This window comes from Enterococcus sp. HY326 (assembly GCF_026157065.1).
Lineage (GTDB): Bacteria > Bacillota > Bacilli > Lactobacillales > Enterococcaceae > HY326.
This window is the reverse complement of the sequence record NZ_JANLGQ010000010.1, coordinates 1-24,645: the sequence shown is the minus strand read 5'-3', so window position 1 is coordinate 24,645 and position 24,645 is coordinate 1. Positions and strand designations below refer to the sequence as shown.

Here is a 24,645-nt window from a genome sequence, read left to right as displayed (position 1 = left end):
TCATAGATTCTTAAACTATAAAGATTTTTAAAGATTTATTTTTCATAAAAGTTATTGAATTGAATCGTAAAAACCATCCCATTTTGTTTGTTGTTTGGAACAAATTTGTAAGTATAATTGTTCGTATCCAAAATTTGCTTGACTATAAATAAACCAAGACCATTTCCTCCCAATTTACGATTACGAGCATAATCAGGTCTATAAAATGGTTCAAATATTTTAGTTAAAATTTCAGGTTCTAAAGGTTTACATGAATTTTCAATAATGAAACAATTTTTCTTAAGTTTAATATTAATTTGACCATCTTCTTGGCAATACTGAAATGCATTGGTTATAACATTAGAAAGCAAACGCTCTACTTGTTCTTTATTTGCTATGATATTTATTTCGGTAAGATCCACTGTAAAATGTTTTCTCTTTGCCTCTGAAATAATTTTATAAGGTTTAACTAAGTCTTCCACAATGCTCTTAAGAGAAAACTTTGTTGCTTTACCTTGTTCACTTATCCTCTCATCTTTATAAACTGAAAATATGTTATGTATCAAATTTTGTTGAGTAGATAACAAATCTTGACAGATTTCAAGGTATTTTTCTCTGTCTTGATAGCGACCGACATTTAATCTCATTCCTTCAATAATACCTGACATTATAGTTATTGGTGTTTTTAATTCATGAGCCGCACTTTGAACAAAATATTCCTTGTTACGCTCAATTTCTTCTACTTTTGAAATTTCTACTTCAAGAGCTCTTATCGTATTTTTTAGTGTGTTATTTAGTAAATTGATATCTTTAGCTAGACCAGCGAGCTCGTCTTTTCCTGAAATATCGCATTCTACATCTATTTTTTTTACCATCTTATTTGTTATTTCCGATATATTTAAAATACGTTTGGTAGAACTTCTTGAATATATATATGTCGAGACTATACCTATGATCAATGTTATTAATAAAATTATAGGAAGTAATTCTAGCATAACGTTACTTGCTTCTATTATAGGTTGTGTTAACGTGAATCCACTCAAAAAATATTTATCACCATTATCGTCCCAAAACTCCTTTATTATTCTTTCAGCCACAATTGAACTTCCTAATGAACTGGGGACATCGAAACTATTGATATTCGAGGTTTCTTCATCATCCCATCTGATCAAATTGCCAGTATACATTTGATTATTCTGTTCATCAGTTAGCACCCAGTTAGTATTACTAAAATTTTTTTCTAAATAATTGACAGCATCTTCAATTGGCATCTTTTCAATTTCTTCAATGGCTTCAGAAAGATCATTACTAAGAGAGGTACTTTGCTTAAATTGATAATAAACAGGAATCATAAAATAAAAAAAAGCTATTGATATCAACATAGTAGACATAATAATAGTCAATGTATAACAAAAATTTTTCTTCCAAATTTTCATATTACACCTTCAAATTTGTAACCGATCCCTTTAATGGTAGTGATTTTAACATTTGGTATTTTTTTGCGCAGATTTCGAATATGGTTATCAATTATTCTCGTATCTGCAAAGTCATAGTATTCCCAGACAGAGTTTAAAATATTTTTTCTTGTGACAATAGAATTTTTATTTTGAATAAGACAGGTAAAAATATCAAGCTCCTTTTTTGTTAATTCAATAGTTTTTCCTTTATATTTGACTTCACAGTTATTCATAAACACTTCAAGTTCTCCAACGACTATTTTATCTTCTCTTTTTAAACTACGTCTAGTTAAAATATTTTCCACTCTTTTTACTAAGACTGTAGGAGAAAAAGGTTTTGTCACATAGTCATCAATGTTTTGATTAAAACAAATAATTTGTGTTTGTTCATCACTTAATGCTGTCAACATAACAATAGGAACATCTGACATATTACGAATTTCCTTAAGAACATCCAATCCATTTTTTCCTGGCAGCATTATATCTAAAATTACTAAATCAAATTTACTTTGGTTGAATTTTTCAACTGCAGCTTGACCATCCAAGCAAACAGAAACACTGTAGCCAGATTCAACTAAGAAATCTTGAATCAATTGACTAATAAGAATTTCATCTTCTACAACCAATACATTCATTATTTATTCCCCTTTAGCTTATAAAGTATTCCAACAGATCGAGTATAACATTTCTTACTGAAAAACTTCCTAACAGCTTTTCCAGTTTGGTGTTGTTTAGGATGGCTATTTTTTCTCAGGACAGCTATTTTTTCCTATTTTGAAACCCTTGAAAAGTTAGTTCCCTTCAAAAAAAAATCTCAAAAAAATCCATTTCCATTTTAATTGGAACCCCGTTGCCAGGGAGAGTAGGGGTTGCCAAATTACATTGGGATTTCTAAATAAAGTCCTATGTTTTTTCCAACACGAAAATTCTATTCATCAATCAACTGTATAACTTAATCAGGCTTTTTTGTTCGGCAACATTTCGTCTGAAACGAACTAAATCAGGGATAAATTTACGATATAATCCTTCAACCTTCTTTAAGATAGTGTGATAAGTGGTTTGAAAATCTGAATAGCTTTGGGTATTCTGTAGTTGGCTTTGCATGGAACATTCACTCATTTCGTTTTGGTTTTGAGCTAATTTTATCGCAAAGCTATTTTATGTTTTTAAAATTAACTAGCACAACAGGTATATAGGAGTATCTATTCAAAACGTAATGCTTCAATAGGATTTAATTTTGAAGCTTTGATAGCTGGTAGTAAGCCGAATAAAATTCCAATCAAGCAACAAAATGCTAAACTTCCAAAAATTGCTAACACAGATATAATATAAGGAAATCCTAATATATTTACGATAACCAAACCTGCGATTATTCCGGTGACAATTCCAATCATTCCTCCGATTAAGGTTAATATGACAGATTCAGCCAAGAACTGCTGCAAAATTAGCGTTCTCCGAGCACCTAGCGCTTTTTTTACTCCAATTTCTCGTGTACGCTCTGTAACAGATACTAGCATAATATTCATCACACCTATCCCACCGACTAATAAAGAAATGCTAGCAATCCCTGCTAGTAAATAGAAGTTTGATTTATTAAACTCCTCCATCTGTTGTGTATACTGGTCATAGTCTTCAATACCAAAAACATAATCAGATTCAGGGAATTTTTTATTTAATGATTGAGCTACTCTAGTGGCAACTAATTGTAAATCGTTTATACTTTGTGTTTGTACTAACACTGTTGGTTGGTTATCGATTGTCTCAAAAATATTATTCCACTGATTATATGGTACAAAAGCGGTTTTTTCTGAATTATATACTTGCTCATTCAACTTTTCTCTGTAAATACCTATTAATTGAAAAGGTGTGCCATTAATCTCTATATAACTACCAATTTGTACCTCTTTAGGCAATTGTTTTTTCATTTCTTCATTTATGATAATTACTTGCTTTCGTTGCACTTGGTCCTGGTCATTAATCATTCGTCCATCTAATAGTTTTAAGTTTTTCATATTGATATAGTCTGAGCTTGCTGCTGAAAATTTACCATAAATTGTTTTAGTTTTATAGAAAGCTGCTTGGTTCACCGCATAGCCAATCCCAATATTTTTTAAATCGCTATCTTTTTTTAGTTCTTTTAAAATTTCATCCGATATTTCAGGTATATACAATGGTTTTTTTGCTTGGCTACTATTTGCTTCCCCTTTGTCAAATCTAGATATTTGATCATATATTACTTCCATTGTATTGTTTGTTCCACCTAGAAGTTGTCGTTTCATATTAGCAGTATTTCCTTCGATAATGCTAAAAATACTAATGATAGCTGCAATGCCAATAATTACTCCTAGCATCGTTAAGATTGACCGCATTTTATGTGCAAAAACAGAACGTATTGAAATAACCAACATTTCCATATCTTTAGTCTCCTGTTCTTATTGAAAAATACCATCTCGAATCACAATGAGCCGTTCACAATAATTAGCTATCTCCAACTCATGAGTTATAACAATAATCGTTTTGCCTTTGTAATTTAATTCCTTCAAAATAGTCATAATTTGTTCTCCCGTTGTCGTGTCTAGCGCGCCCGTTGGTTCATCTGCCAAAATTATAGGAGCATTTGTGACCAATGCTCGAGCAATAGCGACTCTCTGTTTTTGTCCTCCTGACAATTCTGATGGAAAAAAATTTTTCCGATCAAAAAGCCCAACTTCTGACAACAAATGTAGCGCTCTTATTTTTCGTTCTTCCTTTGAAATTTTGGAATATATGAGTGGTAATTCTACATTTTGAAGTGCTGTTAAACGCGGCATCAGGTTAAAATTCTGGAAAATAAAACCTATTTTTTTATTTCGTATATCAGAAAGCTGATTTTCAGATAGCTCAGCGATATTTTGTTTATCGAGTTCATAGATTCCCTCAGTTGGCAAATCTAAGCAACCCAAAATATTCATTAATGTGGATTTACCCGAACCTGAAGGTCCCATGACTGCACAAAATTCTCCCTTTTTGATTGTAAGATTGATATTCTTTAATACAGAAATTTGTGAGTCTCCCTGTTTATATGATTTCGAAATATTAGTTAATTTCAACACACTAACTTACCTCTATTCCTTCTTTTACCTCATCTGAGGCTTCAATAATGTTGTCTTCTTCACTAATCCCACTTATAATAACTACTTTTTCCCCATTACTCTTATCTTCATCTATTGTTATCTCTTGTTTTTTTACTTTCCCGTTGATTACTTTCCAAACAAAATATTTTTTACTATCTTGTCCATTTTCTGTTGTCTTTTCTTCTTTTACATAATCTTTTGGAAGCGTTAGTTGAGATTCACTATCTGATAATAACTTGACATACACATTTGAACCAAGTAATGGCGCATTGTCCGTTTCTTCTAATTTTACTGTATAAGAATATTTTGAAAGATTAGGATTTTCTTCTTCTTCTGTATCATCTGATTTCCCATCCTCGGCAACTAAGTAGCCTATTTTTGTGACTTTCCCTCTCCAAGTATTTTCAGGATTTTTTCGATCAATAATCTCGACTGGTTGCTCTAAAGAAGCACTCTCCCTATCAAACTCACTAATTTTCCCTTTTACATAAAGACTGCTACTATCAACAATTTCAATAAAGTTGTCACTACTTTTCTCATCATCTGATTTATCTAAAAGTTCTTTATTTAAACTTTTAATCTGACCATCAGTTGAAGCTGTCACAACATTCTTTTCGGAATTTTCGACAGCTGCCTGATATGTTATTTGTGCAGTGTCAACCGCAGCTTTGGCATTTACAATATCGTTGCTAGCTATTGTGGCTTGCATTTTCAAATCAGCCAACTCAGATGCTTGATCTTCTGTATAAGTTCTGCTTGCTTTGTTATACATATCCCATTTGAGCGTTTCAGTATCTTCTGCACTATATAGCAATTGTTTTTTTTCTGTTAAGACCGCTTCAGCCTCTTTCAGCTCTAACTCCATGCTTACATTTTTATAATTAAATAACACTTGTCCTTTTGCAACATTGTCACCTTCATTTACTGCTAAATTTTCAACAGTTCCTTTAGAAGGGTCTATTTTTATTTTTGATATGCTATTTGCGGTTATTGCACCCGCCAAGGTTACTGCAGATTCTCCATATGTATCATTCTTTTGAAGCGATTTAACAGAAATTTTTTCATAAGTAGTATGAACATCTTTTATTTCAGCTGATGATACTGAACTTTTAATGTTGCTTCCATAGTAGTAAAAAATAACTACAAAAATTACAGATAGAAGTATCATGAATAGGAGTCGTTTTCTTTTTACAATTTTTTTAGCCATATCTATTTCCTCAACTGTCTAATTCTTTATAGTTATTCGTTTTCTAAATCTTCTGATGAGTATGATTGAATATTTTTTTCATCAGGTATGACCGCACCTGCATCATCCATGTCTACTCCTTTAGGTAATATAACATTAGATCCATCTTTCATTTCATATACCGTTACTTCTTCTCCATCAAGTACCTCATCTTTTTGACTGACAACATCTTTCGATGTAAGTTTTTGTCCTCCTTGATTATCTTCAGTTCCTTCTTGACTATTACTTCCATTACAAGCTGTTCCTACAATCATTAATGCAAATAAACAAGCACTTAAAGTTAATTTTTTTTTCATTTCTTTTCATACCCTTCTTTATTTATTAAATAAAGAATACCAAATCAATCTACAGAAACTTAGTTCTAAATCTCCTTTTTGTCTCCTTTTATTTAGACGTAAAGGACCAAGGTTAGATGAATCTTTCTCTAAATTGTTGAAAAACTTGCTGAATGTCAATATATTCGGAATATTTTAGTAAAGGAAATTGCGCCAAAATCTTTTTCATATATCACAAATAGCGAAAAATTAAAATTCAAATGTTATTAAATATATAGTAGACGTATTGACCATATCAAAAAAACCAACTCATAAAGAGGTGGCTATAGCGTAAAATATTTTGTGTAAATAGAAATTTGGTATAAACAAAAGAAAGTCCATTCTGTAAAATTAAAGTTACGACAACCAAAATTTTATAGGAAAACTTTCTTATGACTAATTTTACAACAGAAATTATGGAAACACCAATCACCAAAGGTGATTTGGACGATTTATTCGACTAATTTAGTTAAAGGATTTAATAAACGGCTAAAAAAATATACAAAAAGAAAAGAGCAATTTCTTAATGAAGAATCTCTGGAGATATATTGGAATATCTAGATGAGTCTTTATAAGTAAAAGTGAAGGGTTTATATGAATACAATAAATATAATTTTGTTTGGATTGATACTCGTAACAAGTTGGAATTGAGTCAATATCTTGGACACATGTTAGTAGAGACGGTTACGCCATTTTTGCTTTTGCCAACTCTTCAAACTCCTGTGGGGTTAGATAGTGAATCGAGCTATAGATTCGATTTCGGTTATAAAATCTTTCAATGTAGCTAAATAGCGCTCGATTTGCTTCTTCAAAATCTGAGTAGCTAGTCGTGTAGACTTCTTCCTTTTTCAATGAAGCATGGAAAGATTCGATTCCAGCATTATCATAAGGTGTTCCCTTTCTACTATAAGAATGCCTTATTTTGTTGGTTTCAAGCCATTGTTCCACTTCTCTGGTTGTGTATTGGCTGCCCAAGTCAGTGTGTAGAATCATTCCTTCTGGAATGTCATAATGCATTTTTGCTTTGTTCAGCGTTTGAATGACACAATCCACAATCATTCGTTTTGAAAATGTATAGCTAATAATCTTTTTCGTGTGTAAATCCATGATTGAAGATAAGTAACACCAACCATTTTTCTTAGTAGGAATGTAAGTAATGTCAGCTACCCATTTCTCACAGATAGTCTTAGTAGAAAAGTCCTGATTTAAGAGGTTCTCTTTTGAAATAATCGGTTTATTAGACCTTTGAGGTCTATATTTTTTAACTACAATCGACCTTAAATTTAATTGTTTCATTAGCTTTTGGACATGTTTAAGAGATACTGAAATACCTTCTTTTAATAAAACTTGATGGATCTTTGTGGCGCCATAGCGTTGTTTATTCGTAAAAAAATTGTTGAAATTTTCTTTTTCAACTTATTATTTCTGATTTCTGTAACTGTCAATGCTTTGTTCTTATAAAAATAATAGACACTTCTAGGGATTTCTAATAACCGACACAACAAAGAAACAGTGTAATCCTTACACCAGTTTTCAATAAATTGAACAAGCGAATTTAGGTTTTCCGAGAGAATATGGCTGCGGCTTATTTTAAGATTTCAAGTTCCTCTTTCAAACGAGCATTTTTTTTTCTCAGTTTGGCCACTTCTTTTCCAGTCAGTCCTGTGGACTGATTAGGTAAATATAAATTTTTCTATTTGTAAACCGTTGCTTTAGATAAGCCATATTCTTTCGCCAACCCTCGAACAGAACGTCCAGTTTGATTCAGTTCAACAATCATCTGTTTAAAATTTTCTTCATATCGGGTCATAAAAATTCATCCTCTTGTAGATAAGTTTAATTTATTCTTGTCTCTACGAAAAGCTGTCTAAAATTTGATACTAACACCACTAAAGTCAACGTATCAGAATCATACACAACTACTCTCCCATTCTTCTGGTGAACCGGCATCTAGGAAAGTTTGTGCATCCATAAAATTTTCCATATTTTCCATTAATAAATTTTAATGGTGACTGACAATCAGGACAGATATCTACTCGAAGAAATTTACCGCCTTCTAATATATACTGTTCTTTACAAGCGGGACAAGTAGTGCGGTTAGCTTTTCCACTTTGTGATATAGGAACCATTTCACCACAATCACATTCAAGGTACGCGGCAGAACTAGCCAAGCCCCCAACCGCACTGATTGGTAAATAGCTATAGCTGTAGATATGACGCCCAAATTTACGTTCTTCCCAATCCATAAACTTCCTCCAAATTTACATGAAATTAACTTTTCCTTCTATTATATAAGTCACTTATATGTCGCTAACTGATAGGATTAAAGATCCAAGCTACGAACGGCGACATCTTTGTCTTCCTGTGTAATTCCAATATATCTCAAGGTCTCTCTCTGAGAAGAATGATTCAGAAGTGACTGAATGATTTCGAGTTTTGTTCCCTGCTTGTATAAGAAATAGCCAAATGTTTTTCTCATTGAATGAGGGCCAATATTCTTCAGTCCGATTGCCAATGCAGCCTGATGCAAAATTCTCCAAAGACTTTGCCGGCTTAGAGGTTCGTTTTCCCCTTTTCGACTGAGAAATAAATACCGATCCAATTCTTGTTCCTTGATTTGCTTTGGAAATTCTTCTTGGACATAATCAAGTAATAGTTTTTGCAATTTCTTCGAAATCACCACCGAGTTATGTTTGGCCGTTTTTTGCTCTTTCATGGTTAAGCGTTCTTTGGCAATGACTCGATTTCTAGAAATTTCTAACACATCTGACAATTTGAGTTGTCGTAAATCTGAAATCCGATAGGCTGTATTGATCCCTAAAGAAAACAGAACGACATTTCGCTGTCCAAATGTTCCAGATGCTAAGATGGCTTTCATGGATTCAATCTTTTTTTTGTCCCGAATCGGCTCAACTGTCTTCATGTTTTTCCAACCTCTCGAATGTTACTTAACTACAGTATAGCATATAATAAGTAACATTCAAAATAGATATAAAAAAAAGTAACGCTCGCCTAGAGGAAAGCTACTTAGAGCCACAAGGGTTTACACCATTTTAACGAATGAGACACAATCCGATTGTGTCTCATTCGTCTTTGGTGTAGAAAATACAGAATATTCTAATATATTTACAAAGAGTTTTTTTATTGTTTTTAATTGAACGTTGTTATTCTTAATAATTATTATTCAGATCTCGCAGTCAAATCCTAGCTATAAAAATTGAGAAAGATAGATTTGCATAGTTTTGAATCAGGTCTTGATTTCGTTTAGGTTACCTATAATAAATAATTGTTCTTTTATTAATTTCTCCGCGAGTAATTTATATAAGATTGCAAAATTTATATAAACTAAATAAAAAGAGCCGTACTTTGGGATAAAATCCCAAAACAGGTGGAGACACTCGTAGAAAGCAATCCGGACGTTCTTATAGTTCCTGATTGATCAACGTACGAAACGGGTGTTTCTGGAGAATCTATGGTTCAAGGGGTTCTAGCAAATGAGAAGTTATCGAGTATGACTGCTAAAAAAATAAAGCTGTTTACGCTGTAGATTACAATTATATGTGGGGATATGGTTACCAAGCCTTAACAGGTATGGAAATCCTAGCAAATGAAATCTATAATTGAAGAACTTTTTTGTCTACAGTAATCCCTATCTGATGGGTTTGTGAATCTATGATAAGACGTATAGTGTTATTAATCAATAAAATTCAGTTAACCAATTTTAGATATCAGTTCTCCATATAATTCTTATATTAATATCAAGGAAGATGTTCATAGTCTCAAAACTAATTTACTCTTCATGGATTTTCTATTACATGAATTTGATTGATCCGATTTTATAAGTAAAGCCAACTCGATGAGTTAGCTTTTACTTTACTTGAGTTACGTTAAACTAAGTAGAAAATGATAAAACTTCATCTATTTTGTAAAGAATACCTCTTTTGTGACTTGGTACGTATATTTTAGTAAGCTAGTATAAATATTGATAAATAGTAGTGGCATATTGTAGCGAAACAGTTATAATTATCTTGAATCAAACTTATTACAGTATAGTGGAACGTGTATAATAAGTCATTTGAAAAGAGTGAATGCATAAAATTGAAAAAGAAAAATAAAGTATATATTTGTATCATTTTGTTTTGGGTTGCATTATTATTAGCAAGCATCCCAGATTTAACACGAGATATCTGGCCTATGTATTCATCAGGTCATTACTTAATTAGTTATTTACTAACAATTGATGTTTTTTTCATCAGCTACTTCTGGTTGAACGGCATGAAAGATATTGTATACGTTGCTTACTTCCATGCGTTTAAAAACAAGTGGCTTGAGGAAGAAAAAAAAATTCTATCTGCTAGTTATCCTATGAGAAAAAATCCTGTTATCGCACTTGTTTACACTACAAAGGATGATTTCGATGCGGCAAGTTTAGACTTGTGTTCTAAACAGACATATAGAGGCTGTCGAGTCTACATACTAGATGATTCTAAAGAATCAGAGTACATACAAGAAATTGATAATTACAGCCGAAAGAAAAAGAATGTAACGGTAGTTCGTAGAGGAGAGTCCAAGGGGTTTAAAGCAGGTAATTTGAATTCGTTCCTAAATGCTCATATAGAATTATTCGATTATTTTGTTGTTTTAGATAGTGATGAAATTATTCACAGTAATTTTGTTGAAGATGCTTTAAAATATTTTTACTCTAATGAAAATTTAGGTATTCTACAAGCAAATCATGTTGCAACCAGAAACAAAAATAAATTTATGGAGATATTTCATGTTGGGGTAAATTGTCACTGGCCTACTTATCAAAAAGTAAAAGAAAAGTATGGATTTTTATCTTTTCTGGGGCATGGCGCCATGATTTCTGCTGAATGCTATAAAAAAGTAGGTGGGTTTCCAGAACTCGTTGCCGAAGATCTTTGTTTTAGTATACTAGCAAGAAAAATGGGATTTGATATTGAATTTTCACGTTTAATTACTTGTGAAGAAGAATTTCCTATAGACTACCGTGCATTCAAAATCCGTCATCATAAATGGACGTTAGGTAATTTTGAATTGTTGAGGAAGTTTACCAAAGAAATCTTTTGGAATAAAAATTTACGCTGGTTTGAGAAATTAGATGTTTTTCTGTTTACCTATAACCTACCTTTGACTTTTGTTTTTTTTATATTTTTGGTTATCAATATTCTATGGTTACCACTTTTGGGGCATCCAGCACAATATCCACTTTGGCTAATGATACCAACAATCATATTTTTGTTTTCACCTATGTTCAATGACATTGTTATTATGTTTAAAACCTATAAGATTTTAGGAACTTTGCAGTATTGCTCACGAATGTTTCTCTTGTATGGTTCTCTCTATTGGATTAGTTTTTATGCAGCAACCTGTTCTGTATTAGGCCAAAAAGCCTATTTTTATGTAACACCAAAAGAAGTAAGAAAAACGAACTTACTACAGAAAATCAGAAACAATTGGCAAGAGATTTTGTTTGGTTCACTGTTGATGATAATTACAGTTTTAGTAAACCAATCGTTTCTGCCGTCTATATTAATTGTTGTGCCTAGTCTTTCAGGTATCACTCTAGAAAGACTGTCTGAAAAAGACTACTCTGATAAAGCTTCTTCAAATCCTTCAACTACTACCTAGTTGAAATGATTTTCTCGCAAGCTAAGATTAGATTAAGTATGAGGGTAATAAGAAGAATTGGGCCCAGGCTCAATGGGGTGATCATCCGTAATAGCTGGAAAATAGCAAGGTAATCAAAAAAGAAGAGTGGTGTAAAAAGATTTGTAATCAAATCATAGAAAAACTGTGTCGAACTATTTTTAATTTGTGAATTCAATGAAATCGCTCCTTACAAACGTTATTGTTAGAGCAACTTTACCTCTTAATACTCATAACTAGTTAGTTCAATAATTAAATTGTTAAGTAAAAAAGTGAATGACTTAACTAAATTCGATAAAATTTATACATTCTAAAAAGTAGCAATTTAATTAAAAACTGAATCTAACAGTTTCTAAAAATCAATTAGTCCCAATTCAAAATTCCTTATTTAGTGTGGTGAAATTATTTTGATAAAACACATGTTTAAAAAAGCGTTTGAGAACGATTGGCAGACACTTAAAAATGTTGCTCCCTACATTCTAATTTCGATTATTATAATCAGTCTTGCTGTATTTGCTATGAAGTTTTTAGACTTTCTAACAAAAAAAAGAAACAGAACAAAAAATAATGATGAACAAAAGAATATCAAGTAATTTTTTTGCTTTTAGCCATAATTTCCTATAGTTTATACTTTTAAAAAAAATGAACTATAAAACGAATTTTTCAAATCGAGCTATTTTGACATTTTGAAACCTGAACAAGTCGCTATTCCTCCCTCGAAAAAGTTTGTGAAGTTTTTCAGGTGGGAAAGTGAGGACTTGTTATAAAAAAATGGAGCAGGCAGCAATTATTCGGGATTGAGTTCAAAAACTTTCGTAAAAAAGGTAATTGAAATACTCTCGCCTCCCCTTGATAATGAGCCTGGATGTGTTCGCGCTGAATAGGGGCAAGATTTTTGAATACCTGCCACGCACCGATGCAATCACATCCAGGGAGGCTCGTTGTCAAGGGCAATCGGGCTAGGCGCTAAGCAAGTATACATACACTACATAATTTTTGTCAAAATAGGGGTTGCCATTCCATTGAATCACCAAACACTAAAAATGTGCAAGTTTGATTACTATTGAATTTGAGTCAATATCTTAGATACATATTAGTAGAGACGCATACGCCATTGGAACCTACTTGATTAATTCAAAACTGTTACCTGTAATTTATCTTTTCGTATATTTAAGGAATAAAAAGAGCACCTCCAGTGTTAGAAAGTGCTCTTCCTTATCTTAGAATGGCAAATCATTATCAGAAATTTCAAAATTAGTACTATCTAAAAACTGATTACCACTTACATTATCATTTACTGGTGACACAGAATTTGTCGGAGCTATATTAGCTGTTGTAGATAGATTGTCTGGTCGCTTCTGTCGCTTGTCAGTACCCAATGATTGAAACTGGTTGGCAATAACTTCTGTCACATAAACCCGTTGGGCCTTGTTGGTTTTCATAATTTCTTGTTTGAATACGACCTGTAATGCCAATTAAGGAGCCTTTTTTTGAATAATTCGTTAAGTTTTCGGCTGGCTTCCGCCAAATGACACACGAGAAAAAATCAGCTTCTCGTTTGCCATCCTGACCGGAAAAATTACGATTCACCGCTAGTGTAAAGGTTCTTCCAGCCAGACCACTTGCTGTGTACCGTAAGTCTATATCTTTTGTCAGTCTTCCTATCAATTTTAGTTTGCGATTAGTTCACATAATACTCCTTATGCCAACTGAGATAATAGCTGTGAAAAAGATCTCTATGATTTGTAGAGGCTTTTTTGCCGTACTATTCAACTTGAATGATTCATTTTATTTTTACAATAAAGCATAATTTTTTCCATTGAGAAACGTCCCAACGGATCAGTAATAATAGAAAGCGTCTTTTTATTGGAGGATAGAAAAATATTATGCCTAAAAGAACTATAGCTTTCTAGTACATTACTTTTCACAACTATCTTCAAATAAGAAATTTTGTTAGGAATTTCTATATTTGTCTCTCCTATATTTTTAGACGAATAGATAATAGTTGAATCAAAACCTATAGAGTCCACATCTTCCCAAGGAATAGTAATTACTTTTGTAGGTTTATAAAAATTAGCATAATAGTAAACTATATTGTCCTTACTAAGCTTTAGAACCTTAGGCGTTTTACTAATCTCATTAAACTAATTGTTAATAAAAATGTAGAGACAAGCAATTAAAAAAATCCAAACGATAAACTGCACAAGACTGCAAGTAAATCTGTTCTAAGAAAAACTCGGTTACAAATCCTTATCCCATCAAAAACATCGCAATTCCGAAAATAATTGGCAATATAGTCTTCCAGCGACTATATCTTACAATAAAATCTGAGTTCAAATAAGAACACTCCTTTCAACTAGTACCTAGCAAAAACACCATCAATGTGCTAGGCTAAAATAAAAATTTAACAAAAAAAGAAACTCATGACAAAAACTCCTTTAATAGATTATATCGAATAAATTGACCGTATTTCTAGTATAGGAGCCATACTATGGTACTTTGAATCAATCAACAAATTTGGAGGATGTTTATGAAGAAAATTATTTTCCCGGTGTTTTTTTTAATATTTTTGGTAGGATGTTCCCCCTCAACATCCAATTTAGTTAATGATACTGTCCAAACTGAAATAGCTGAATCAAGTGATATTAAGGAGAACCTGTCTTCCACAGATAATCAAGAGAATTCAAATCACTGGGAAGAAGAAGAAAAAATCGCAGCAATTTTAACTCTATCCGATTTTGACATTACTGTACTCTCCGATAACTCTGAAAAAAGAATTCTTTTATTTACAAAAGACAATCAAAAATATTATAAAAGTATTTTTGTTAAATCGACTAAATTTCTGAAGATTATAGATCTCAAAAACAATGACACAGAAATTTTTTATGGTGGTTTATAACAATTTTATGTAATTTAATTACTTAGTTCACATAATGTCGATTATCCTAAGTATATTAAATGGTTATGCAAAAAAGCTATCAAAACTTAATGGTAATTACATAAGTGAGATTGGTTTTTTAAGTAGAGAAAATCTGTCGTTAGTGGATTTACCAGTTTCTATTTTTTTCATTTACTAATCATTGTAATTTCCAAAGACTTTTTTTATCTCATCTGCAATCTCTAATGCTTTGTGATTGTGTACATAATGCGGACAGTCAAAAGCGACTAACTTACTAACATCACTTAATTCACTAATTCTTTTTTGGATGGTTAGCCAAGTTGTAGGTTTTATTCCTGTCCCAATACCATTTGAAGAAAATACTAACAATGGTATCTGATTTAGAGACACTGTTTTTACTTTTTCAGCATTTTCTTTAACTGTGATAACCTCATTTAAAACTGCTGTAGAAGTAAAATTTTTATAGAACATCTTATTAAATGCGTTTTTCTCAACATTGGATAGGTTACCGAATTTTACAGCATCAGAATCAATCATCTTAGGAAATAGTTTAGTGAACTTTATTTTAACCATTAATCGGCTAAGTTTAAATCCAAATAGATTAATTTTTAGTATGTCATAGGCTTCATAATTTGCCATGTCAAGTCCAATTAGCCCTTCGACTTCATCGGGGTATTCTTGAATCCACCTCAATGCTTCAAGCCCTGACATTGAATGTGGAGCCAAAATATATGGTGGTTGAATCTGTTTCGCTGCAAGAAGGTAACGAGTTTGTTGCAACATAGTATCTATTTTTCTAGAACTATTAGAATCACTACTAAATCCATAGCCAAATTTTTCTATAACAACAATCTTAAAATTATTTTGAAGATAGAAATAGAGTGTTTTGAAATCTAAGATTGGGCTGCTTGTTAGGCCACCTGACAAAAAAATAATGGTTTTGTTGCCGGTACCTAAAGTTAATATATTCATTTGACCATCTACAACTGGTACTAATTCACCTGGATTATGCAAAATTTAATCTCCTCAATCAGTTTGGTATAAGTTTATCTTTAATTAAGACTATACTCTACTAAACTATGAGTTAGTCAACATAAATTACGTTAAACTAAGTAAAAAGATAACTATCTGATGTATTATATGCATAGAGCTCTAAGAAGCAATTGAAGTTTAGTCCATGGTTAATAAAAGTATGAGAATATCTTATTAAATTTCAGCGAGTAAATTTCTTTACATTGGAGGAAAATAATGAACAATAATTTTATTCACATTGTCAATGCTACACAAAATAATTTAAAGAATATATCAGTAAAAATTCCTAAGCATAAACTGACTGTAGTAACTGGTGTATCCGGATCGGGAAAGTCCTCTTTAGTTTTTGATACATTAGCTGCAGAATCGCGAAGAGAATTGAACGATACTTTTTCCAGTTATATTCAACATATGTTGCCTAAATATGGTCGACCAACTGTTGAAAGAATTGACAACTTACCAGTGGCAATTCCTATAGAGCAAAAAAAATTATCAGCGAATTCTCGTTCCACGGTTGGAACGTATACAGAAATTTATACTTTTTTGCGATTATTATTTTCCAGGGTTGGAAAACCATTTATTGGATATTCGGATTCCTTTTCATTCAATCATCCAGATGGTAAGTGTCCTAAATGTGATGGATTAGGTTATGTAACAGAAATGGATATTCACAAGTTGATTGATTTCAATAAGTCGTTAAACGAGAGTCCAATTGATTTTCCAACATTTGGCTTTGATGCTTGGCGTTGGAAACGTTATGCATACAGTGGTTTATTTGATTTGAACAAAAAGATTAAGGACTATACACCAGAAGAATTGGAACTATTATTATATGCGCCTCAGCAAAAATTAAAAAGTCCACCTAGCCGCTGGCCAAAAACAGCTTTATATGAGGGTATTATTCCTAGAATGAATCGTAGTATTTTGCACAAAGATGATGCTAAACGTCATAAAAAACAGATTGATTCTTTTGTTACAACTAAAATCTGTCCCGCTTGTCATGGCAGTCGGGTTAATGAAAAAGTTCGAAGCTGTAAAATAAATGGTAAAAATATTGCTGATACGGTTAGTTTACCTTTGGAAGATTTAGTTGAGTTTGTAAGCTCAATTCAAGGTGAGTTATCCCAAGAAATTAAAGAAGAAATTATTAGCCGCTTGAAATCTCTAATTAATCTAGGATTGAGTTATTTAACTCTAGACCGTTCTACTGGGAGCATATCGGGTGGAGAAGCACAACGAATTCGTATTGCTAAATATATTACTAATGCTTTGAATGATGTGTTATATGTTTTGGACGAACCAAGTGCCGGTTTACATCCAAAAGATATTGATCGAATTAAATTGGCCTTAGGTACTTTAAGAGATAAAGGAAACACAATTGTTTTAGTAGAACATAATCCACAATTAATTGAAATTGCAGATTATATCATTGATGTGGGGCCTGGGGCAGGAGAATCCGGTGGGCAAATTCAGTTTGCTGGACCTTACACTGAGTTTGTAAAACAGGATACAGCTACAAGTATAGCACTAAGAACCAAGGTTGCTTTAAAAACAAAACCACGTAGAGCAAAAGATTATTTAGTAGTCAACAATGCAAATGAACATAATTTAAAAGGTTTTTCAACAAGTATTCCTTTACAAACTTTGACAGTTTTATGTGGTGTAGCTGGCTCAGGTAAATCATCCTTGGGAGAAATAATACGCAAAACTGCGATTGATCGACAATTAGAAGTAGTTGCTATATCACAAAAGAGTATAGGCGTTAACTTACGATCGACTCCATTAACCTACTTAGATATTTTTGGTAAAATTCGTCAATTATTTGCGAATGCAAACAATGTTAGCTCAACCTTGTTCAGTTATAATTCTCAAGGAGCCTGTCCTCATTGTAAAGGAAAAGGGGTTATTACATCAAATATGGCTTTTATGGATGATGTTGTCACGACTTGTGAAGTTTGTAAGGGTTCACGATACAAACCTGAGGTATTGAACTACACTTATCGAAAAAAAACTATTGTAGACATTTTAGATATGACAGTTATGGAAAGCTGTACTTTCTTTAAAGATGCTTCATTTGAATCAGAGCTACAGACACTTATTGAAGTTGGTTTAGGGTACTTAAAACTGCATCAGTCTCTGACTACCCTGTCCGGAGGTGAGCTTCAACGATTAAAGCTAGCTAATCAGTTACACAAAGAAGGTGCTTTTTATTTACTAGATGAGCCTACTGATGGGCTACATTTAAAAGATATTGAATACTTAATGAAATTATTCAATCGATTAGTTGAAAAAGGTAATACTGTCGTTTTATTGGAGCATCATCTAGATGTTATTAAGCAGGCTGATTGGATAATTGAGTTAGGTCCCGAAGGTGGTACCAAAGGTGGTGCGTTATTATTTGAAGGTACTCCTTTGAACTTAGCCAATTCGAATGACAAGATCACAGGTGTTTATATGTAAAAATGAATAAAAAAATTTAATGCCCACTAATCCAAATTTATTTTGTTTTAAATAGCCTGTTGACTATAAAGAATATTTCTTTTAATAATAGGGATATACTTAACATAACTCTCCTTATACCAAGTGCCTTTACTATTTTTCATATTTTCGATTAAAATGAATTAAAGGAGTGATTTTTATGAAAAAAGATTTGTCTCAATACTTTTTAATATTAAAACTAATCATGCTAAGTATTATTAGTCTAACAAGTAAAGCCGTTGTAACTTTAGTATTAGGTAGAGAAGCAGCAGTAACTTTCGAACTGATACAAAGTAGTATTATTTTTGTTTTAGCAATTTTTTCGTTAATCCTTATTTTCTATTTAAACAAAATCACAAAAATCGTAGAAAAATAATTGTCCTAAGAGTACTTCGAATTACTTAATTAGATTGGAGAATATTAATGGATTATCATGTAGTAGAAGCTAAGCATCAAGGATTTGCAGAAGAATGGGAAACCTTTTTCTTCCCAGTTATTGAGTTTCAAAGCAAAGAAGATGTAATTAATGAATTTAATGAGGTTGAGAGACAAACTATTTCTAAATTTAGCTATAATCATTCTAATCCGTACACCGCTTATGAATATGAAGGAGAACTTTTCTACGAAATTAAGTACATTGGAATAAAGACTGAGGAAGAAATGAATGAGCTAGGTATAAATTTAAATTAAGTGAGTACATTTATTGTTATTTAAGAGCTAGGTAGACATAATGCCGATTATAAAAAGAAGCTAGTTCATAAAGGGCTGGCTTCTTAATTTACATTAGTTACGTCCTGCAAAGTGAACATTTTTAAACTCTCATAGTTAGAAGGACAGTCAAAAACTATTCTCGTATTATCCAATTATTTAAGGTTAAATTTTTTTGTTGAACTACCTTCTCTAGATCGTTAGCTTGTAATTGATAGTATCTAAAGCCTTTCTCTAACTCATTTAAAAATAAATCTTTCATTTTCGCGATATTTTCTCTGTCCAAATACCATGCTAAATAGCTGTCGGATGTTTGTTGTACTCTATACTGATGATAATAGGGTACACCCCTATTGCAACATATTAACAATAAATCCTATCAATCCTAAACAAACTGCGGCCATCCCGATAAACTTCCATTTTCGGCTTTTTTCTTTTTTTCTAAAGAATAAAAGTGAAACAACCCCCAAAACTAGTAAGAAAATACTGAAGTTTATATTCAAAAATCCATAGGAACCGCTAAAAATAGAATCTAAAATATTGTCTATAAATTTTTCCATTGAGTTACTCCTTCAAGTTTTTAGAAAACTTAAATCTATAGGTTCTCTTTCAAGTTTACTTTATCTATTTTTAATAATCTATAGGACTTTAGTTCCATGAGTTATCCAAGAATCCAATTCATTTATTGAAATGGATTTTATTTTACATAATCTTCCTTATACCAGTAATAAATAGATTAAATCGGTCTTAAGACGGTTTTAATCTGTTTGTCCAAAGAGTAATATAAATTTTAATGATTGGAATAAGAATTTAGAAAAGAGGTCGTAAATATGAATGATCGTCCGAGTAATATAGGCTTTATTGGCGCATTTAGAGCGTTTTTCACAAATTATTTTAATTTTACGGGTAAAGAAAATCGTAAAAATTTTTGGTGGGTTATTTCAACCTTATATATTCTTTCGATAATTCCCGTAGGCTATCTCTTGTATTTATTTATTGGTACCTCAATGAGTATTTCAGGAGGTACTAGCTCAGCAAAAACAATAATTATGAGTGTCATTTCTCATGAAAAATTACCGCTGGCAGTTTTGTTTATATGTGTACTTCTCTTAGTTATACCCTGTATTTCTTTGTGCGTACGTCGGTTCAAGGATGCAGGTTTTACAGGAGTAAGTTTCTTTGTCTTGTTTGTCTCGAGTAATTTCTTCGTTATTCTGTCTATAATTAACATTCAAAATAACCATATGCTATTTAGTAAGGGTAACTTGATCGTTCCCATTATTGGGCTAATTCTCTGTGTAACTAATATTATCATTACGTTACTCCCATCCAACTTCGTTAAACTTAAATCTAAAAGTAAACTTTCTGAATTTTTTATTCTGTAGAGAATTTTTACTTGTTATTTAACTCCTTAGTAGACATAATGCCGATTATAAAGTAGAAGCCAGTTCATCTTGTGAACTGGCTTTTACTTTACATAAGTTACGTTATAAAAAGTAGCCCGCCAGACCAGCGTCTGACGGGCTTTCCCTTGTGAATTTTTGAAAGTTAACGGTTTTAAAATTTTGAAACGTGAACAAGTCGCTATTCCTCCCTCAAAAAAGTTTGTGAAATTTTTTAAGTAGTAAAGTGGATTCTTGTTATAAAAAGAGGGACAGTTGTTAAAGCGAATTGCAACATATCAAATATTTTTAGGAGATATTTTAATTATGCCCTGTCCCTCCATACTAGTATATCATGAATCTAGTTACGCTTATGAATTCTTTGTTTTAACGAGTTCAAGTAGTCTAAATCGGTCACACTGCTAATATGGTGACGTACCAAATTATATATAGTAGTAGAAGGCAGTACGGATAGGTAATAAGCTTCCTCAGAAATGGTAGGAATAAATTTTCGTGCCAGGGCTGTGCCAGCAATTCCTACTCAAAAGTTTGGTAATGACAGCTGCAATAGTATTCTTACTCTCATCTGGTAATAATAAAGTAACGTCCGATACGGACAAGCACTGTTCATTGCGCCAAAAAACCTGTACTACTTGTTTTTCTTTGATTGTAAGATGTTCCATGCTATCACTTTCTTTCCATATGTTAAGTTTTGTGCTAAAATAGTAGTAATAAAAAGAGGACATACGTGAATATGCCCTCCATGTAGAACCGTTTAAGACGGTCGCAAGTATTTTATATGACTTTAGAAATAGCCGTTACCCTGCAAAAGTAGACGGCTATTTCTTTTTGTCGTTTTTAAGCAAGTCCACAATCAATTTTATCAAGGCAATGGTAAACATACCAAAACTCAATAACAATTGAATTGTCTCTAATGCAGACAAAAGGCTTCTCCTTTCATAGATTTCAGCACTTACATTCATAAGCACCACCACCTCTCAAAGATAGCCACCGTCATAACTTTTCTACCCGTTTAGTATATCATAAATACAGCTCGTCAGCTCCTAAATAAAGAAACAAGCCTTAGAATTTCAAGGCTTGCGGCGTTATCATGTAAAAATTAGAACGGCAAATCGTCGTCTGAAATATTAAGGTTGCTATCATTTAAAAAAGGGTCTTGGTCACGACTAAACTTTGGCATAGGCGGCTCACTTGCTGAAGCTGTTTGAGAACTTCCTTGTCTATTTTCCGCACTAGACCTTGATTCCAACAATTGGAAATTATCTGCAACCACTTCTGTCACATAGACACGTTGGCCTTGTTGGTTTTCATAGTTACGAGTTTGAATCCGACCAGTAATGCCGATTAACGTACCTTTCTTGGCATAATTTGTCAAAGTTTCAGCGGGTTTTCGCCAAATCACACACTGAATAAAGTCTGCTTCTCGCTTCCCATCTTGACCTGTAAAGGTACGGTTGACTGCAAGCGTAAAAGAACCCACGGCAACACCACCTGCTGTATAGCGTAAGTCCACATCTTTGGTTAATCGTCCGACTAACACAACGTTATTTATCATTGTTTGCGCCCTCCTTAGTATTGTTTCTTGCAGTGTAGCACACACCACCTAGTTTTTAACTACTTTACCGTTATAAAGTTCGTCTTTTTACATTTGCTCACGCAACCCCTTAATATTTAGACCAGTCACATTTCTAAATGAAAGTCTGTCTTTTGCTGCATTTTCTGACTCTTTTTTGATTGATTGACAAAACTCAGTTCTCCATCTAAAAAATGAATGACTATCTTTTCTGGACTAGTGTTCATACTGATGTCGATTCCTGAGTGACTATAATTATCACGGTGCGTAAACATATCATCAAAAAAGCCAAGGACATCACGTTTTTGTCCGTTATCAATAAATAAAAAGTCATAATTCTTAATATGATTTAAGTTACCAAACACACGGTCTTTTTCAAAGTGATAAGGATTTTTTACGGTATAGTTGGTACCCGGCACTTCAAATTTTTGGCCTTCACTACTTACTTTTTCAAACAATTCTTTTAATGAATAGCTTTTCATGATTTCCTCCTAACTTCTAAAATAAAAATAGAGATAGATTGAGAAAGTGAATCAAAATATAGATTTTCATAGTCATCAATGTCTTGTTTTGCAATTGGCTCGTCCCCTGGTAAATAGATGTCATCCAACGGCGGTAAATCAGATGGAACAATTGATTCCTCAATCGCTAATGATTCCAAATCAAAATCGGACAACCGAGCACCTTTCGTCCGATTTTGACTACGAATAGTCTTGTCATATTCTGATAACTTACTCAAAACGACATTACCAATTTTGTGATATAGCCCATCTTTTCCATACAGTTTATTGTCTTCATAGGTGGGTTGATTTTTTGGATTTCCATATGCCGCTTCATACTCTTTTGAAATTGGCGCTAGATACTGCCGCAATTTTTCAACCTCAGCTGATTGTTCCGTATTTAAATAGAGGTTTGTTATGGCGTCCACTTGATATTGGAATTTTTGCCCCTTAGCATAACCATATTTCCAAAATCGGCGATTTTCTAGCATAGCTTCATATAAATTTTGAAACAAAGTAGCATACTGATCCGTTACAAAATTTTCACTATAGCCTTTGGCATTCTCTATCATTTTGTTAAACTGTTCCGACGTTTGCATTAACATATCGTCCATCGTTAACAGCTCGTTAATAAATTTTGCTCGAGTTGCACGGATATTTTTTTTGAGAAATTTTCCTTTGCGTTCTAAGTTATAAAAGCTTGGATTTTCCTCATTCACTACCTCAATCAGCGGCCGAGAAGAAGTGCGTTCCGTATACCCGATATGGACGTGAATGTTATCCGTGTTGTAATGAATAGCACCAGTCCATTCACCGTGCAATTGTTCTTTTTTTTCCAATTGATTGACAGCTAAACGTGCAGCTTCTTGTAAGCGAGATTGATTGACTTCACCGGTTTCCGCTGACATAATGCCGTGATCTACAAGCCACTCATTTTTAAAGGAGAATACATGTTGCCACAACGGAGACCCGTTCATCTGTGCCTCATGAAAATATTCCTTCATGTACGACACAACTTCTGGTGGAGCTGTGTCATATGTGCGGGTAAATAGGGAAGACGTTTTTTCAGGGTTTCCCATGTAGTCATTGTACGTAGAGAATTGAGATTCACCAGCGCCCTCAATCGTATTGAATGCTGACCCAGTGTTTTGATTTGAGAACGCATTGTATTCGTCGAAATGTTCATTTCGTTGTGCTTCCGGCCTGTCCATGTACCCAATATAATCGGAGAATGCTTGTGCGGCCGGCATGACAAATGCAGTCGATAAAATTATGCCTGCAGTCGGCTTCATTCTATTCACCTACCTATCTAGTATGGCTTTTCTTCTCATTCATACTTTTTATTACAGCTGCGTGTTTAGTTTGTTTCCATTCTTGTTCTGCAATAGCCGCTAACATTTTTTGAGACGTACCTGCAAAATCTTCAAGCTTAGCAAGCAATTTTTTTTGAATCTGTAATTCGGATTTCACATCATCAAATTTTTTCATCATTTCTTCTTTGCCGCTGTAATAGTTCAATATTTTCTCCAATAGGCGACCTTCCGACAAATTTTCAGCACGAGCCAACGTTTTCACATCATCCACAAATTCCGCCGACACATAATAATTTTTCTTTTTGTATTCACTCATATTACTCCCTGCTTTCTATCTTCGGCTGGCTGGACAACAAGGTTGCGATAGCGTGGCCAATTTGTTCCACTGTCCATTCCTGCATTTGATTGTACTGTGACACGAGCAATTGATAGCGAACCTCACTTTCAAACTGAAACTCCTCAAATGCCACTCGCTCGATAATGTCACGTAAAAAATCTTCTCGACTATCAAAACCTTGTTGTCTGGCCAACGAGGATAGTCTAGCCAATGTTCCATCTTGTAAACGTCTCACGGTAAGAACTTCCATCAGTATCTATCACCTCATTTCTTTTCATTTTGTTGTCATACCTTCTGTTGGCCTGTCTCGCTTCATATGACCTTCTTTTTATGCTTTATCTACATACTTCCTGTATTTTTCTATCCCCTTTCTTACAGCTTTCTGTGTTCTATTTGGTTCTGTATCCTTCACCTTTTTAGTGCTGTTTGTTGCACTTGCTTTGTCGCTCTTGGTATTTTGTAAGAGCATAAGAGAAAACTGGCACCATTATCATGTCTATCCCCGCAGTGCGGGGGTTTTCAATGGTGCCAGTTTCAATTGGTTTAACACATGATTTGTGTAGGGTTAACACAGTCTTAACACATTACGAACACATTATTTGTGCTAAAAACACATAATTTGT

Annotated in this window: 23 protein-coding genes and 2 pseudogenes; 6 read left to right on the top strand and 19 right to left on the bottom strand. The window is 33.0% G+C overall.

Annotated elements, in window-relative coordinates:
• Positions 1-35 precede the first annotated feature (35 nt).
• The 9 genes and pseudogenes from ORH16_RS17710 to ORH16_RS17670 all read right to left on the bottom strand — a co-directional run bounded on the left by ORH16_RS17710 (position 36) and on the right by ORH16_RS17670 (position 9,032).
• Positions 36-1,415, bottom strand: coding sequence for a sensor histidine kinase (locus ORH16_RS17710; RefSeq protein ID WP_265460224.1), 1,380 nt, complete (start codon positions 1,413-1,415; stop codon positions 36-38).
• Positions 1,412-2,071 (bottom strand): response regulator transcription factor, encoded by a 660-nt coding sequence (locus ORH16_RS17705; protein WP_265460223.1) that lies wholly within the window; start codon positions 2,069-2,071, stop codon positions 1,412-1,414. Before ORH16_RS17705 ends, ORH16_RS17710 begins: the two co-directional genes overlap by 4 nt.
• Before the next feature lie 567 nt (positions 2,072-2,638).
• Positions 2,639-3,850 (bottom strand): ABC transporter permease, encoded by a 1,212-nt coding sequence (locus ORH16_RS17700; RefSeq protein ID WP_265460222.1) that lies wholly within the window; start codon positions 3,848-3,850, stop codon positions 2,639-2,641.
• Positions 3,851-3,868: 18 nt separating this feature from the next.
• The gene (locus ORH16_RS17695; protein WP_265460221.1) at positions 3,869-4,528 is read right to left on the bottom strand and encodes an ABC transporter ATP-binding protein; all 660 of its coding nucleotides are present in this window, start codon (positions 4,526-4,528) and stop codon (positions 3,869-3,871) included.
• A gap of 1 nt (position 4,529) precedes the next feature.
• Complete coding sequence (locus ORH16_RS17690) at positions 4,530-5,756, bottom strand: efflux RND transporter periplasmic adaptor subunit (protein ID WP_265460220.1); 1,227 nt, start codon at positions 5,754-5,756, stop codon at positions 4,530-4,532.
• Between the two features lie 32 nt (positions 5,757-5,788).
• The gene (locus ORH16_RS17685; protein WP_265460219.1) at positions 5,789-6,091 is read right to left on the bottom strand and encodes a hypothetical protein; all 303 of its coding nucleotides are present in this window, start codon (positions 6,089-6,091) and stop codon (positions 5,789-5,791) included.
• 702 nt (positions 6,092-6,793) lie between these two features.
• Positions 6,794-7,919, bottom strand: a pseudogene (locus ORH16_RS17680) (IS3 family transposase).
• Between the two features lie 109 nt (positions 7,920-8,028).
• On the bottom strand, positions 8,029-8,355 hold the full coding sequence (locus tag ORH16_RS17675) for a topoisomerase DNA-binding C4 zinc finger domain-containing protein (RefSeq protein ID WP_265460218.1): 327 nt from the start codon (positions 8,353-8,355) through the stop codon (positions 8,029-8,031).
• Between the two features lie 77 nt (positions 8,356-8,432).
• Positions 8,433-9,032 (bottom strand): tyrosine-type recombinase/integrase, encoded by a 600-nt coding sequence (locus ORH16_RS17670; protein ID WP_265460217.1) that lies wholly within the window; start codon positions 9,030-9,032, stop codon positions 8,433-8,435.
• 1,175 nt (positions 9,033-10,207) lie between these two features.
• Between ORH16_RS17670 and ORH16_RS17665 the strand changes: the two genes are divergently transcribed.
• Entirely contained in the window at positions 10,208-11,761 is a 1,554-nt protein-coding gene (locus ORH16_RS17665) for a glycosyltransferase (protein WP_265460216.1), read from the top strand.
• Between the two features lie 1,238 nt (positions 11,762-12,999).
• On the opposite strand, the pseudogene ssb (ORH16_RS17660) reads toward ORH16_RS17665, so the two are convergent.
• Positions 13,000-13,447: pseudogene (gene ssb / locus ORH16_RS17660) on the bottom strand (single-stranded DNA-binding protein).
• Between the two features lie 862 nt (positions 13,448-14,309).
• Between ssb (ORH16_RS17660) and ORH16_RS17655 the strand changes: the two are divergent.
• Positions 14,310-14,678 carry a hypothetical protein gene (locus ORH16_RS17655; RefSeq protein ID WP_265460215.1) on the top strand — a complete coding sequence of 123 codons (369 nt, stop codon included), beginning with the start codon at positions 14,310-14,312 and terminating at the stop codon, positions 14,676-14,678.
• 174 nt (positions 14,679-14,852) lie between these two features.
• On the opposite strand, the gene ORH16_RS17650 is transcribed toward ORH16_RS17655, so the two are convergent.
• Positions 14,853-15,692: an alpha/beta hydrolase gene (locus ORH16_RS17650; RefSeq protein ID WP_265460214.1), complete on the bottom strand. Its 840-nt coding sequence runs from the start codon at positions 15,690-15,692 to the stop codon at positions 14,853-14,855.
• A 234-nt stretch (positions 15,693-15,926) separates the two neighbouring features.
• Here ORH16_RS17650 and ORH16_RS17645 point away from each other — a divergent pair, with 234 nt between their 5' ends.
• The 3 genes from ORH16_RS17645 (at position 15,927) to ORH16_RS17635 (ending at position 18,878) form a co-directional block, all read left to right on the top strand.
• Positions 15,927-18,170, top strand: coding sequence for an excinuclease ABC subunit UvrA (locus ORH16_RS17645; protein WP_265460213.1), 2,244 nt, complete (start codon positions 15,927-15,929; stop codon positions 18,168-18,170).
• 178 nt (positions 18,171-18,348) lie between these two features.
• A complete protein-coding gene (locus ORH16_RS17640) occupies positions 18,349-18,564 on the top strand; it encodes a hypothetical protein (protein ID WP_265460212.1) in 216 nt (71 codons plus the stop codon).
• Positions 18,565-18,611: 47 nt separating this feature from the next.
• A complete protein-coding gene (locus ORH16_RS17635; RefSeq protein WP_265460211.1) occupies positions 18,612-18,878 on the top strand; it encodes a hypothetical protein in 267 nt (88 codons plus the stop codon).
• Between the two features lie 368 nt (positions 18,879-19,246).
• On the opposite strand, the gene ORH16_RS17630 is transcribed toward ORH16_RS17635, so the two are convergent.
• Positions 19,247-19,456: a hypothetical protein gene (locus ORH16_RS17630; RefSeq protein WP_265460210.1), complete on the bottom strand. Its 210-nt coding sequence runs from the start codon at positions 19,454-19,456 to the stop codon at positions 19,247-19,249.
• Positions 19,457-19,726: 270 nt separating this feature from the next.
• Between ORH16_RS17630 and ORH16_RS17625 the strand changes: the two genes are divergently transcribed.
• Complete coding sequence (locus ORH16_RS17625; protein WP_265460208.1) at positions 19,727-20,281, top strand: DUF805 domain-containing protein; 555 nt, start codon at positions 19,727-19,729, stop codon at positions 20,279-20,281.
• Between the two features lie 485 nt (positions 20,282-20,766).
• On the opposite strand, the gene ORH16_RS18990 is transcribed toward ORH16_RS17625, so the two are convergent.
• The 7 genes from ORH16_RS18990 to ORH16_RS17595 all read right to left on the bottom strand — a co-directional run bounded on the left by ORH16_RS18990 (position 20,767) and on the right by ORH16_RS17595 (position 24,233).
• Complete coding sequence (locus ORH16_RS18990; RefSeq protein ID WP_416207878.1) at positions 20,767-20,961, bottom strand: BlaI/MecI/CopY family transcriptional regulator; 195 nt, start codon at positions 20,959-20,961, stop codon at positions 20,767-20,769.
• Positions 20,962-21,117: 156 nt separating this feature from the next.
• Entirely contained in the window at positions 21,118-21,261 is a 144-nt protein-coding gene (pepG1, locus tag ORH16_RS17620; protein ID WP_265460207.1) for a type I toxin-antitoxin system toxin PepG1, read from the bottom strand.
• Between the two features lie 137 nt (positions 21,262-21,398).
• Positions 21,399-21,854, bottom strand: a complete 456-nt coding sequence (gene ssb / locus ORH16_RS17615) for a single-stranded DNA-binding protein (protein WP_265460206.1) — start codon at positions 21,852-21,854, stop codon at positions 21,399-21,401.
• Positions 21,855-21,979: 125 nt separating this feature from the next.
• A complete protein-coding gene (locus tag ORH16_RS17610) occupies positions 21,980-22,354 on the bottom strand; it encodes a hypothetical protein (protein WP_265460205.1) in 375 nt (124 codons plus the stop codon).
• Entirely contained in the window at positions 22,351-23,664 is a 1,314-nt protein-coding gene (mobP2, locus tag ORH16_RS17605; RefSeq protein WP_265460204.1) for a MobP2 family relaxase, read from the bottom strand. The genes ORH16_RS17610 and mobP2 overlap by 4 nt, the downstream gene beginning before the upstream one ends.
• A gap of 13 nt (positions 23,665-23,677) precedes the next feature.
• Positions 23,678-24,001, bottom strand: a complete 324-nt coding sequence (locus ORH16_RS17600; RefSeq protein ID WP_265460202.1) for a hypothetical protein — start codon at positions 23,999-24,001, stop codon at positions 23,678-23,680.
• Between the two features lies 1 nt (position 24,002).
• Complete coding sequence (locus ORH16_RS17595; RefSeq protein ID WP_265460201.1) at positions 24,003-24,233, bottom strand: hypothetical protein; 231 nt, start codon at positions 24,231-24,233, stop codon at positions 24,003-24,005.
• Positions 24,234-24,645 lie beyond the last annotated feature (412 nt).